Genomic DNA, 10,102 nt, shown 5'->3' with positions numbered 1-10,102 from the left:
GCGCCACCACGCGCAGGCTGCCTAACCTCTCAACCAAGGTGGACCAGAGCCTCCGTTCCTGAGCACCGCAAACCGTCTCAAATCATCTGACGACGGACAGGCGCGGTCGCGCTCGCCCTCGGTGATGATGCCGTGAACAGAGAGGAGCGTGATCGCTTTGCTGATCGCGTCAGCCCGCTCGGCGTCGGCAGGCGGCAGAGCCGGAACCTGCTCCGCGAAGCTCGGGGCGCCCCAGCCAAACTGGATAGTGGGACGCATCATTCGTCGCCCTCCTCATCCGGGTAGCGGTAGAAGCCGACGATCTTGGCGATTTCGTAGACCAGTTCAGGCGCGTGCTCGTAGACACGATCTTCGGCAGTCGCCTCCGGACACGAGATGCGGTGCTTCTCGATGAAGGCTCGGCAGAGGTCGTGGAGGGGATCGTTCGCGTCAGGCATCATCCTATCCTGCTCTGGCTGACGCGGCTTAAGCCGCCGATTGGGTGGAGGGGGTTAGGCGGCGCGCTTCGCCAGCAGTGACGCAACCTGCTTTTCAACGGCGGCAAGCTTTTCAGCGCTCAGCTTGACGAGGGCGTGCCGGCCAGTTGGCGCGATGATGTAAGTTGGCAGCCCTCCGAACACAGCCGCGTCCCACTGAGCGTGCACGCCGTCTCGGAAAGGCGTCCGGTCGGCGAGGTCGCACGTATCCCAATCGACATCTGCGCCGCCCTGCATCGTGCGCCCGAGTTGAACCACCGCATACCCGGTACCCGGATCATTCCGGATGTCATGCTGATGCAGAGGGAAGACGAGTTCATAGTGACAGACGCGCGGATGAGATCCGTCCTGTGTCTCCTCCCAGCGGAGCTGAAGGCGAGGCGCCGGTAGATCGTCTGGCCGCGCTACGGCCGGAGCATCATAGGAGACACGCAAAAGATCGGCGATCTTGGCCTGCGCCTCCCTGATGGCACTCACAGCCTGTCTCTTGAACGACTTGAAGACCGGCTTGAGGAGCGCGTCAGCCTCCTTGTTGGCGGCAGTCTGAGGCATCGCAACGCTCCCTTCCGAGATATCTCGCATCACGCCTCGCACCATAGGATGATCCGTGCTATGACGCAATCCGAGATATCTCGGAAACGTGCAGATAATGGCTCGGCAGGCACAACCCTTGACGGCATCGGAGATATCTCGTTCAACCCGTCGTGTGGCGCGACCGAAGAACGAGCATGAGCCGGTGCTGATCCGGTTCGTCCCAGGCACCCGCGAGCGGATCAAAGCCGTGCTCGCCGAGGGTGAGGACAATGCTGGCTTCGTTCGGAGCGCGGTGGATCGGGAAATCAGGCGCCGCGAACGCACCCCACCGAAAACCAAACCCTCCACCCCCTAACCAACCGCTCAGGAGACAACCCGACGCACGGGGATGCCGGATGCCTCTGCCTTGCGGGCGAACACCTCAGCAAAGGCAGGCCATGTGGCTTGCAGGTAGGCGATGTGGCGCTCGCAAGCCTCTTCTACCGGCAGCCTTTCAACCCAGTGCCCGCGCGCCCTCGCTTTCCTGACAAAGGCGAGCCCATCTGCCGAGCCATCGTCAGAGTGCAAGGCGTAGACGCCCCGCTCATTAATGGCGGCGAAATCGTAGCGCTCGCGCATCGCCTCAAGCTCCCGCGGCAGGGCAGGGAAACTTGAGGGCAGCCTTGTAGGCCGCCGACGTGAACTGTGGGTCAAGCTCCAACCCCGCAACACATGCCCAAGCGCGTGCTCGCCGACGCTCGTCTATCTCGCGCGTCAGTGACGGGTCCCAGGCGAAGTCCAAGGCCAGCAGCCGCCGCACGCTTCGGTCCTGCCAGTGAGCCCGCTGGAACGGGATCAGGCTGAAGCGATGCGGGGTCGGATGGTCCACGCAGACGAAGAGTTTGCGGAGCGGCGTGTTGCCGACCTCGACAACCCAATTCTGCGAGGGGCTGAAGGCGTCCGCCCGGCCAACGAGGCATCGGACCTCTGTTCGGGCATCTGACGCCCCCTCCCCTCGCATCCAAGCCTCAGCGGCCAGCTTCATGCGAGCGTGCTGAAGCCCTTCCGTGCCGCAGAGTTCCGGCTTCTCAAGGGAGGCTCGCTCGCACACCTCATACGGGAGCCGAACGATCCGGACGGCGATCCGCCCCGACGCGAAGCCCGCAACCAGATCAGGGAAATCGGCAGCGATGTCGCGCGGTCCCCAGCCATCACGGCTTCGTGAGAACACCCGCTCCATTCGAAACATGAGGTTGGACAGCTTCCGCGGCTCCACCCCCCTCCCTGGGTTGGGAGGCGGCTCAAAAGCCATGTGATTGCATGGAGCTTCCGGAGGGGTTTGGAAGTCGCAAGCCATTGATCGGGCATCCATCTGGAAGAACGGGCGAGGCCTCCAAACTTCCTTCATCCTTTCGGATCCTGACCCGGCCCGCCGCTCGTCGCGGCGCGCGGCTGCGTTTCCTCAATCATCCTGCCCCTTCGGCAGCGCCTTGCCCGGTCCGTGGACGCGCCTTGCCGCCTCTCCTTCCCCTGCACGCAGGCCGTCACGACGGGGCCGCTGTGGCGCACAGGCCACGTCCCCTCGACCCGGCTGACCGACCCTGCGATTTGGTGCTTGCCAGCCGGCCCGACCCTGTGTAGACACCCCCTCGCGATCCCCGATAGCTCAGTTGGTAGAGCAGGCGACTGTTAATCGCCTTGTCGCAGGTTCGAGTCCTGCTCGGGGAGCCACCAGGCTCCTGAACATCTTCAGTGACTTAGACGGGACCCCTCCCCCTGTGCAGGTGGGGGGTGTTACGGTCGGTGTTACGCCGTTTCCGAGCCCGTGTTCCGGTGCGGTTCACCCTTCAACCCGTTGCCGATCAGCCGCCATCCTGCTGGCGTCTCCTGGCCGCGCGCAGCTCCGCCACCCGGGACGACTGGACCACCGCGCCGCGGGCGTAGAGCATGGTCGTCGTCATCTGCGTGTGGGTCGCGGTCCGCATCACGTCGACCGGATCGGCGCCGGCATCGAAGGCCTCGGAAACCGCGCCCGCCCTCGAATCCATGTTCCAGAGGCCGTCCGGCCAGCCGGCCGCGCGGGCGATCTTCCGGAAGGTGTGCGAGAAGTGGCTCGCCCGCCAGGGCAGCCCCGACCGCTCGTCGACCACGATGGGCCCGACCAGCCGCGGCGGCAGCTCGGCCAGGATCTGCGGATGCAGGTTGAGATCGTGCTCGGCGATCTCCTCGCCGTTGCTCTTGGACGTGGGCTTCTGGAGCAGCCGCCTCGCGCTGATGTGGTTCCAGGTCAGGCCCCAATCCCAGATCCAGCCGTTGTCGGTGATCGCGCCCGGGGCCTGCTCGCCCGCCTTGAGCCGGCGCCACTCGCCGATCACGTCCTTCTGCCGGAGGCCCAGCTCGAACTGCAGGGCGACCGCGAGGGCGATGCTCGGCCGGCCGGCCTCGTGCGCCGCGGCGCGCACCGCCGTGATCTGCTCGTGGGTCGGGCGCATCTTGCGCGCGCGCGGCGCCTTGAACTCCATCCGCTCGAGCATCTTCGCCAGATCGAAGCTCGCGGTGTTGCGGAGCTCGCAGCCGTAGCTGACCACGCGGCGCAGGGTCTGGATGCCGGCATAGGCGCTGCGCTTGCCCTTGGTCTTCTCCCACTCGCGGTACCAGCGGCGGACCTCGCTGCCGGTGACGTCGTCGAGCTGCTGATCCCCGGCCATGTCGACGAGCTGCTGCGCGTACTTGCTGTAGAACCGGCGCGTGTCGGGCCGGAGCTCGTGGAAGGGCGAGGCCTCGTCGGTCTCGAAGGAGCGGCAGAGCCAGGAGACCGTGCCCGCCGGCGCGTGGGTGCGCTCCGGCGCCCGGTTCGCGAGCCACTGCCTCAGCTCCTGCTGGAGGATCACGCACCGGGCGGAGAGCTGCGGCAGCTCCCAGCTGCTCGGCAGCGCCACCGTCTTGACCGGATAGCCCTTCCGGGCCGCGTCCTCGCCGCAGATCCAGTAGAAATCGACCCGGCCGGTCTTGCGCTTCATCCGACGCAGGCCGGGCGTCGGGTACGCGTCATCCTTAGCCATTCTGGCTCCCTCTCACCGACTCGTTCGGCGGCGAGAAGGATCGTCCACGACATGGTGGCGCTGGTCCAGAAAGGCGCGCACCGCCGGCCAGTAGCGGCCGCCGAATTCGGGGTCGACCTTCGGCAGGCCGCCGCGCTCCAGCACCACCGCCAGGCCGGTCCAGTATTTCGCCCGGGTCGGGCCCAGCACCGCCAGGGCGATCTCCTTCTCGTCCGGGTAAAGGCAGCAGGGCTCGGCCGAGAGAGGCGGCTTGGGGCGGCGCTTCGGCTCCGTCATCGCCGAGCCCTCCGGGCCTCACGGCGGCCCGCCTCGGTCGCGAGGTAGCCGATCCCGGTCTCGTTGCGCGTGCGGCGGATGTAGCCGAGGGCCGCGAGCTGGAAGCAGACGAGCTGATCGGCCGGGCCAGCGACGTAGCTCGGCCCGGTCCGGATCACGTCCTCGAGGACGCTGAGGGTATAGTCGCTGAGGAGGAAGATCTCGGGGCGGCTCATGCGGCCACCGCCGCGTCGGCCAGCACCAGGGTCGTCACGTCCCAGCCGATGAGGCACCCCTGCCATATGCTGGTGTCGTGCGTGTCGCGCCAAAAGCGCGCCATGGCCTCGATGTCCTCGAAGCCGTCGCTGACCGCGAAGGAGTCGACCGCGCGCACCGCCTGAGGCTCGCCCGCGGCCTCGAACGTGCTGAAGCCCACCTCGACCAGATCGGTCAGCACAATCGGATTCGGAGCGCTGAAGTCGAGGCTGACGCTCTGAAAGCGGTCGCAGACCGCCCGGCCGATCAGCTCGCAACTGCTCGTGCGCATCCCGACGTAAAGCTGCAGCTGCTCGCCGGGCCGGGCGTGCCGGCTGCGGCCGCGCCGGAAATCACGCAGCGTATGCGGCTTCACGCGCTCGCGGATCGGCTGCATGAACTGCCGCTTGAAGCTGTACGCGACCATCAGCGGTTCTCCTGCGCTTCGATGTTCAACGGTGCCCCGCGAAGCAGAGCGTCCACCTCGCAGGCGATTCGAAGAGCCTCAGGGTGCAGGTCGGGCTGCGCGGCGGTGAGGCCGGTGAGATAGTCGAGCGACACACCGAGAGCGCGAGCAATGCCCACCGCGGTCGCGATGGTCGGGTTGCGGGATCTGCCCTGCTCTATTTCCCAAGCGTGCGATTTCGCGATGCCGGCGCGATCGGCGAGGGCTTGGAGAGACAGGCCGCGATCCTGCCGGAGCTTGCGCATCCGCGTCGCAATGGTGCCGGCGATGGCCTCGGTCACAGCCCGAGCGCCTTCTTGATATCGAGCTGCGCCTGGACGTAGCCGGTCGCCAGCGCGTCACGCACCAGGTCGCACATGCGCCGGCCGATCAGCCTCAGGATGTCGTCGTGCAGCGGGACCGCCGGAGCATAGAGATGGCCCTTCCAGTCGAGCCGGGTAATCTCGTGCCCGTCGATCGGTTCTCGGTTCGTATCAAGGCTGTCGCGCGGCCGGCCTCGAACGATGATCACCCCGTCCTTGACCGTGCTGTAGATCTCCCAATCCGAGCGGATGAAGAACAGGTTCCTGACGTCGTAGCTCATGGCTACCACTCCCCCTCATCCTCGCAGGCGAACTCGTCGTGGCAGGTGCACTCGCAGGGACCGCCGTCATCGTCGATGAAGCTCGGGTCGCCGCTCTCCTCGTAGGCGGGGATGCGGTACCGGGAGGCCCAGCAGTCGTAGGCGTCCCGGCGCGGGCAGGCGCAGCGCTGTCCTGAGGGCGAGATCATGCGGTCTCCTCCACACGCTCCGCTGCGGCCGCCTCGGCGAGGTGCTGCTCGCAGGCGTCGAGCACCGCATCGCCGCACTCGGGATGGAAGTGAGCGAGGGTCGGGCCGCTGAAGGCCACCGTCTCGCTCTGGTGCATCCGCATCCGCGGCCCATTCGGGCGGACCGGCTTGCCGCACCAGGAGCAGGTGATGCCGGGCCGAGTCGACTCACCCATGGCGCACCTCCGGCATGCCGTTATGCTCGACCCCATCCAGGAGGCGGCCGGCGGCCTTCTTCCCGACGCGGAAGGTGTCTGAGGCCGGATGCCAGCGGCCTGTCCGTGAGCCCTCCATGCGGGCGAGTTCGCGGTTAAGCCCAGTGAACCATGGTATGTCGGGGCCCCAATCCCCCCACTGCTTGAAGAAGAAGGCCACTCCGGCTGCCGCGCATTGCTCAAGGATCCTGCGCACCCATGCCGGATGCATCGGCCGCGCGCCGGGCCCGCTTTCGCCGCCGACGATCACGAGGTGGATGCCCGTCAGGTCGATCTCGCCGAGGTCTTCGAGCAGCGGCTCGATCGACAGGAAGCGCACGATCGCCGGCACCGCCCGCAGGTGGTCGACGTTGCGCAGGCGCGCCCGGTCCTCGACGGTGGTGCCGAGCCAGACGTTGCACCAGCCCTCGCCCCAGGCCGGTGCGCCGATCTCCGGGCTCGGCAGCATCTTGGCGATGTTCTGTGGCCGCTTCGTCAGGAGCAGGAAGTCGAGGTTCGGCGCGCGGGCAATGAAGTGCCACGCGTCGTTCCGCCAGCGGTCCCAGACCTGGTTGTCGAAGAAGTCGGCCAGCGAGTTCGAGAACACGCGGTGCCGCTCACCCGCCGCGGCGGCAGCGGCATCCCACTTCACCAGCTTGCGCCAGTTCGCGGGTGCGGTCCGGCGGCGCTGACCGTCCCAGAGCTGCGCCTGCCCCGTGCGCTTGGCCCACGAGGCGGCATAGCAGTTGTCGCATGCTGGGCTGATCCGGGTGCATCCGACCCAGAAGTTCATCGTGTGGTGCGTCCACTCGATCTTGCTGTTCTCAGCCACGGCTCGCCTCCCGCTGCGCGAGGGTGCCCTTCATGGCGTCGAGCGCCATCTCCAGGAGCGCGCGGCCGAACGGAATCTGCCCGTGCTCGTTCGCCGGCAGGCTCTCCGGCATCCAGCGCTCGATGAAGCGGACTGCGTCCTCCAGGCTCTGGGCCTCCCGCTCCTCCGGGAACTCGGCCTGGGAGCGCTCGACGGCGGCGCGATAGAGCGCCTCGCCGGCCGGATTCGCCTCGGGCCCGCCGGGCGGGTTCGGATGCGGCATCAGGCTTGCGGCGCGGAAGCCCTGCTCGAAGGCAGCCCACAGCGCGCCGTCAACGTGCGCCTCCTGCTGCGCCCATTCGCGGATCTGGCCGTAGCGCTGGCGTTTCTTGTAGGCCTCCCACGCGATCATCAGGGGGTGGTCCTGCGGGACCTGTCGCGACGCGGTGCTGGTCTCAGCCATCAGACAGGTCTCCTACGAAGGACTGGCCGGACGCGCTCAACGCCCCGCGCGGGGGACGGCCTGTGCGGGACGATGGGCGGATCGGGCTGCATCCCGCCGCTGCGGGTCAGGCGCACGATGGTCTCGGCGTAGAAGGGCACCCGCCCCCGGCCGCCGCACTCGTTGCAGCCGCGGCGGAATCGGGATTGGTCGAGATCTTCGGGCGGCCCGTCCGGGCAGCACGACGAGCACCATGCGCCGTTGCCGACGAGGTAGGGATCGTGAAGGTGATCGGCGCGCAGGCCCATCAGGCCCGCCCGCTCTGAGGCTGCGCACCGTGGTGCACGGTGGTGTGCTCATCCGGCAGGTTGAAGAGCGTCCCCTTCAGGCGCTGCTTGATACCGACGAGCATGTGGAGTGACCGGCGCCAGGCGGGATCCGGCTCGGCCGCGGACAGCGTCATCGTCAGGCTGCCGATGACGTTCGCCATCGCATTCTCCGCGAGGGAGAGCGCCCGCTCCTCGCTCATGCCGAGGTCCAGCATGTCGGCGATTGGCCGCATCACCGATTCGAGGCTTTCGACCAGCATCCGCTGCTCGCACGCATCGAAGGCGTCGGAGGGCGGGCGCGAGAAAACCCGCTCCCGAGACAGCCGCAGGCCCTCCTCCCACAGCTCGCGGGTCGGCGTCAGCGTCGTCATGCTGCGGCTCCAAACAGATCGGGTTGGGCGGCGACAGGCTCAGTCGGGCGTGCGATGATCTCGGCCTCGGCGACGGTTGGAGGCCCTGCGCGCCGCGCGCGCGCCTCGATGAAATCGGTGAGCACGATCTCTGTGACGGGCGAGGTGCCGTGCCAGAGGTCGCGATAGTGACCGGTGTCGATTCCGCAGTTGGGTTCGAGGATGATGCCCGTCTGCGCGAGAAGCTTGTCGTGAGGATCAGACGGGCAGTGCAGGTAGCCGTTGCCGATGCCGTCCCGGACGGTCGTGGGCCAGCCGCCGTTAGGGCAGTTTGAGTAGCGGAACGGTGCTGAATTCTGCGGCAGGATGAACACGCCGCGGTCTGCGAGGTCCGACGCGATGTCGATGACATGCATCTCGAACTGCTTGCCGGTGAACCGGGGCGCCGAGGCAGCACGTTTGATCGCGCCGAAGGGTGGATTGCTGATCGCGAGGTCGAAGCGGCCGAGGCCCGGCGGCAGGGCGAACACGTCGCCGACAATCCAGCGCGCCTCCGGGACCAGCTTCATTCCAACGGCGGCGTAGTCCGGGTTGGCCTCGATGCAGACGAGGTCCGTCACGCCGTGGATGTTGTGCCAGAGGCAGGCCAGCGACAGCGTGCCCATGCCGGCACAGAGGTCTATGATGCGGCCGGGTCCAACCTCGACTGCGAAGTCGCAAGCCAGCCCCCAGGGTGTGAAGAAGGCGCCGGCGATTGAATTGATATGCCGGGCGCTCTCCTGCCAATGCTCGATGACGAACTCGCGCTCGTCATCGGAGAGCCGATCCTTCGTCAGGATCTTCTCCGCCTCTGTATGCGCCTTGGCCTGGACTTTCGTGAGCTTTGCCATCTAAGCCGCCGTTCCCTCAATCGGGACCGCAGCCGGCCGCTTCTGCTTCGACTTCGCCGCATGGCGGCGCGCATGCGCCCACGCCCGGATCTCGGGATAGGTGACGCCCTGGAGCGCTCGCCACGCGTCGCGGCACTGCTCCAGGTCGAACATCGAGACGTGTGTCTCGTCCCGTGAGAGCCCCATCCGGTCGGCGAGGAAGGAATAGACCCGCACACGGGCGGCGCGCCGGATCTTCTCCCGGGCGGCCTCGCTCTCCGGCTCGTAGGCGCCGCAGCGGTCGGCGAAGCGCCACAGCGGATCCACCATGCGCTCGTGCAGCTTGATCCGAGCGGCCCGCAGCTGCGGGCCTGCGAGCGTCCCGAGCGGCCGGTCCGACCCCTCGTGGCAGCCGACATAGGCGCCGCAACCGTCGCAGACGTAGATCCGGTTCGCGTGCAGGTCCGAACGGCCCGGGTAGATCTCGCGGCCGTCCGTCAGGCGGGAGAGCTTCTGACAGGTCGAACAGGTCGGCGGCGTCACCGCGGCAGTCATGGTTCCCGCTCCGGCGAATGGATCAATGCATGATGACGTTGAGAGGGCGGTGCTCGGCCTGGGGAGCCTGATGCAGCTCCTCCTGGATCCGCCGCTGCAGCTCCGCCGGCAGATCGGTGCCGGGCGGCAGACCCTGGACGTATTCCCGCATCAGGATCGCCGAGGCGCGGGCCAGCGCATCGATCACCTCGCGGACGTTGGCGGCGCCCGGGTGCTTGGCGTCCTGGTCGTTGCCGATGGTCTCGACGATTCGCTTGGCCAGGGCGTCCGCAGTGGGTGTCATCGGGTGCACCTCTCGGCAGACCTGCCGGGATTGAATCACGGGTTGCGGCGTCGATGCGGACGAGAACCCCTCGAGGAAATCCGCCGCCCGCTGTCCGCGCGTGAGGCCCTGGCCCAGCGCTTCGTGGCCGATGAGAACGTACCGATCCTTCGGGTCTCGAACGGGCATAAGGGCCTCGATGTTCCGTTTCCGTTCTCGCTAAAGAGCACTACTGGTTGTAGGACCGCAAGCTCACTGCGAGGCAGAATCGGCGATGGCTGAGTTGTTCACGTAGTTCACAGGCCATCCTGCGAACCCACCACAAGACGCTTGATGGCGTTTCGTGGGATGCGCGTTGGCGATTTGCGTTCCGCCAACAACGCGAGTTGAGCACGGTTCGGGACGCCTCGCAACCCGAATGGCGAATGCGTTGGCGTTTTTTGTTCAACGCAT

General features: G+C 67.2%; 17 protein-coding genes and 1 tRNA gene. 1 reads left to right on the top strand and 17 read right to left on the bottom strand.

The window, feature by feature from the left end; genetic code table 11:
• Nucleotides 1–257: 257 nt before the first annotated feature.
• From MTDSW087_RS24730 to MTDSW087_RS24720, 3 genes are all read right to left on the bottom strand, one after another.
• Nucleotides 258–437, bottom strand: coding sequence for a hypothetical protein (locus tag MTDSW087_RS24730; protein WP_144767623.1), 180 nt, complete (start codon nucleotides 435–437; stop codon nucleotides 258–260).
• Between the two features lie 54 nt (nucleotides 438–491).
• Nucleotides 492–1,028 carry a hypothetical protein gene (locus tag MTDSW087_RS24725; RefSeq protein WP_144767621.1) on the bottom strand — a complete coding sequence of 179 codons (537 nt, stop codon included), beginning with the start codon at nucleotides 1,026–1,028 and terminating at the stop codon, nucleotides 492–494.
• A gap of 345 nt (nucleotides 1,029–1,373) precedes the next feature.
• Nucleotides 1,374–1,628: a hypothetical protein gene (locus tag MTDSW087_RS24720; protein WP_144767619.1), complete on the bottom strand. Its 255-nt coding sequence runs from the start codon at nucleotides 1,626–1,628 to the stop codon at nucleotides 1,374–1,376.
• A 1,016-nt stretch (nucleotides 1,629–2,644) separates the two neighbouring features.
• On the opposite strand from MTDSW087_RS24720, the gene MTDSW087_RS24715 reads away from it, so the two are divergent.
• A tRNA-Asn gene (locus MTDSW087_RS24715) sits at nucleotides 2,645–2,720 on the top strand.
• A 131-nt stretch (nucleotides 2,721–2,851) separates the two neighbouring features.
• Here the strand turns inward: MTDSW087_RS24715 and MTDSW087_RS24710 are convergent.
• The 14 genes from MTDSW087_RS24710 to MTDSW087_RS24645 form a co-directional block, all read right to left on the bottom strand.
• On the bottom strand, nucleotides 2,852–4,051 hold the full coding sequence (locus MTDSW087_RS24710; protein ID WP_238178728.1) for a site-specific integrase: 1,200 nt from the start codon (nucleotides 4,049–4,051) through the stop codon (nucleotides 2,852–2,854).
• Nucleotides 4,052–4,063: 12 nt separating this feature from the next.
• Nucleotides 4,064–4,327 (bottom strand): hypothetical protein, encoded by a 264-nt coding sequence (locus tag MTDSW087_RS24705; RefSeq protein ID WP_144767617.1) that lies wholly within the window; start codon nucleotides 4,325–4,327, stop codon nucleotides 4,064–4,066.
• A complete protein-coding gene (locus MTDSW087_RS24700) occupies nucleotides 4,324–4,542 on the bottom strand; it encodes a hypothetical protein (protein WP_144767615.1) in 219 nt (72 codons plus the stop codon). The genes MTDSW087_RS24705 and MTDSW087_RS24700 overlap by 4 nt, the downstream gene beginning before the upstream one ends.
• The gene (locus tag MTDSW087_RS24695; protein ID WP_144767614.1) at nucleotides 4,539–4,988 is read right to left on the bottom strand and encodes a hypothetical protein; all 450 of its coding nucleotides are present in this window, start codon (nucleotides 4,986–4,988) and stop codon (nucleotides 4,539–4,541) included. The genes MTDSW087_RS24700 and MTDSW087_RS24695 overlap by 4 nt, the downstream gene beginning before the upstream one ends.
• Nucleotides 4,988–5,308 carry a helix-turn-helix domain-containing protein gene (locus MTDSW087_RS24690; RefSeq protein WP_210248309.1) on the bottom strand — a complete coding sequence of 107 codons (321 nt, stop codon included), beginning with the start codon at nucleotides 5,306–5,308 and terminating at the stop codon, nucleotides 4,988–4,990. The genes MTDSW087_RS24695 and MTDSW087_RS24690 overlap by 1 nt, the downstream gene beginning before the upstream one ends.
• Nucleotides 5,305–5,610 (bottom strand): hypothetical protein, encoded by a 306-nt coding sequence (locus MTDSW087_RS24685; protein ID WP_144767612.1) that lies wholly within the window; start codon nucleotides 5,608–5,610, stop codon nucleotides 5,305–5,307. Before MTDSW087_RS24685 ends, MTDSW087_RS24690 begins: the two co-directional genes overlap by 4 nt.
• A 2-nt stretch (nucleotides 5,611–5,612) precedes the next feature.
• Nucleotides 5,613–5,798: a hypothetical protein gene (locus MTDSW087_RS24680; protein WP_144767610.1), complete on the bottom strand. Its 186-nt coding sequence runs from the start codon at nucleotides 5,796–5,798 to the stop codon at nucleotides 5,613–5,615.
• Nucleotides 5,795–6,013, bottom strand: a complete 219-nt coding sequence (locus MTDSW087_RS24675; RefSeq protein ID WP_144767609.1) for a hypothetical protein — start codon at nucleotides 6,011–6,013, stop codon at nucleotides 5,795–5,797. Before MTDSW087_RS24675 ends, MTDSW087_RS24680 begins: the two co-directional genes overlap by 4 nt.
• Complete coding sequence (locus tag MTDSW087_RS24670; RefSeq protein WP_144767607.1) at nucleotides 6,006–6,863, bottom strand: phage Gp37/Gp68 family protein; 858 nt, start codon at nucleotides 6,861–6,863, stop codon at nucleotides 6,006–6,008. The genes MTDSW087_RS24675 and MTDSW087_RS24670 overlap by 8 nt, the downstream gene beginning before the upstream one ends.
• A complete protein-coding gene (locus tag MTDSW087_RS24665) occupies nucleotides 6,856–7,305 on the bottom strand; it encodes a hypothetical protein (RefSeq protein WP_144767605.1) in 450 nt (149 codons plus the stop codon). The genes MTDSW087_RS24670 and MTDSW087_RS24665 overlap by 8 nt, the downstream gene beginning before the upstream one ends.
• 286 nt (nucleotides 7,306–7,591) lie before the next feature.
• A complete protein-coding gene (locus MTDSW087_RS24660) occupies nucleotides 7,592–7,984 on the bottom strand; it encodes a hypothetical protein (RefSeq protein ID WP_144767603.1) in 393 nt (130 codons plus the stop codon).
• A complete protein-coding gene (locus MTDSW087_RS24655; RefSeq protein WP_144767601.1) occupies nucleotides 7,981–8,853 on the bottom strand; it encodes a class I SAM-dependent methyltransferase in 873 nt (290 codons plus the stop codon). Before MTDSW087_RS24655 ends, MTDSW087_RS24660 begins: the two co-directional genes overlap by 4 nt.
• Nucleotides 8,854–9,387, bottom strand: a complete 534-nt coding sequence (locus tag MTDSW087_RS24650; RefSeq protein ID WP_144767599.1) for a zinc-finger-containing protein — start codon at nucleotides 9,385–9,387, stop codon at nucleotides 8,854–8,856.
• 22 nt (nucleotides 9,388–9,409) lie between these two features.
• Nucleotides 9,410–9,838 (bottom strand): hypothetical protein, encoded by a 429-nt coding sequence (locus MTDSW087_RS24645; RefSeq protein WP_144767597.1) that lies wholly within the window; start codon nucleotides 9,836–9,838, stop codon nucleotides 9,410–9,412.
• Nucleotides 9,839–10,102: the final 264 nt, after the last annotated feature.

The sequence above is a fragment of the Methylobacterium dankookense genome (assembly GCF_902141855.1).
GTDB lineage: Bacteria > Pseudomonadota > Alphaproteobacteria > Rhizobiales > Beijerinckiaceae > Methylobacterium > Methylobacterium dankookense.
The sequence above is the reverse complement of the archived record's forward strand: the minus strand, read 5'-3'. Positions and strand labels throughout refer to the sequence as shown.

Excerpts from the sequence above, each read along its gene's own strand:
- MTDSW087_RS24705 (WP_144767617.1), bottom strand. The coding sequence starts at position 4,327 with ATGACGGAGCCGAAGCGCCGCCCCAAGCCGCCTCTCTCGGCCGAGCCC.
- MTDSW087_RS24680 (WP_144767610.1), bottom strand. The coding sequence starts at position 5,798 with ATGATCTCGCCCTCAGGACAGCGCTGCGCCTGCCCGCGCCGGGACGCC.
- MTDSW087_RS24645 (WP_144767597.1), bottom strand. The coding sequence starts at position 9,838 with ATGCCCGTTCGAGACCCGAAGGATCGGTACGTTCTCATCGGCCACGAA.
- MTDSW087_RS24720 (WP_144767619.1), bottom strand. The coding sequence starts at position 1,628 with ATGCGCGAGCGCTACGATTTCGCCGCCATTAATGAGCGGGGCGTCTAC.
- MTDSW087_RS24725 (WP_144767621.1), bottom strand. The coding sequence starts at position 1,028 with ATGCCTCAGACTGCCGCCAACAAGGAGGCTGACGCGCTCCTCAAGCCG.
- MTDSW087_RS24650 (WP_144767599.1), bottom strand. The coding sequence starts at position 9,387 with ATGACTGCCGCGGTGACGCCGCCGACCTGTTCGACCTGTCAGAAGCTC.
- MTDSW087_RS24655 (WP_144767601.1), bottom strand. The coding sequence starts at position 8,853 with ATGGCAAAGCTCACGAAAGTCCAGGCCAAGGCGCATACAGAGGCGGAG.
- MTDSW087_RS24675 (WP_144767609.1), bottom strand. The coding sequence starts at position 6,013 with ATGGGTGAGTCGACTCGGCCCGGCATCACCTGCTCCTGGTGCGGCAAG.
- MTDSW087_RS24665 (WP_144767605.1), bottom strand. The coding sequence starts at position 7,305 with ATGGCTGAGACCAGCACCGCGTCGCGACAGGTCCCGCAGGACCACCCC.
- MTDSW087_RS24730 (WP_144767623.1), bottom strand. The coding sequence starts at position 437 with ATGCCTGACGCGAACGATCCCCTCCACGACCTCTGCCGAGCCTTCATC.
- MTDSW087_RS24660 (WP_144767603.1), bottom strand. The coding sequence starts at position 7,984 with ATGACGACGCTGACGCCGACCCGCGAGCTGTGGGAGGAGGGCCTGCGG.
- MTDSW087_RS24685 (WP_144767612.1), bottom strand. The coding sequence starts at position 5,610 with ATGAGCTACGACGTCAGGAACCTGTTCTTCATCCGCTCGGATTGGGAG.
- MTDSW087_RS24700 (WP_144767615.1), bottom strand. The coding sequence starts at position 4,542 with ATGAGCCGCCCCGAGATCTTCCTCCTCAGCGACTATACCCTCAGCGTC.
- MTDSW087_RS24695 (WP_144767614.1), bottom strand. The coding sequence starts at position 4,988 with ATGGTCGCGTACAGCTTCAAGCGGCAGTTCATGCAGCCGATCCGCGAG.
- MTDSW087_RS24710 (WP_238178728.1), bottom strand. The coding sequence starts at position 4,051 with ATGGCTAAGGATGACGCGTACCCGACGCCCGGCCTGCGTCGGATGAAG.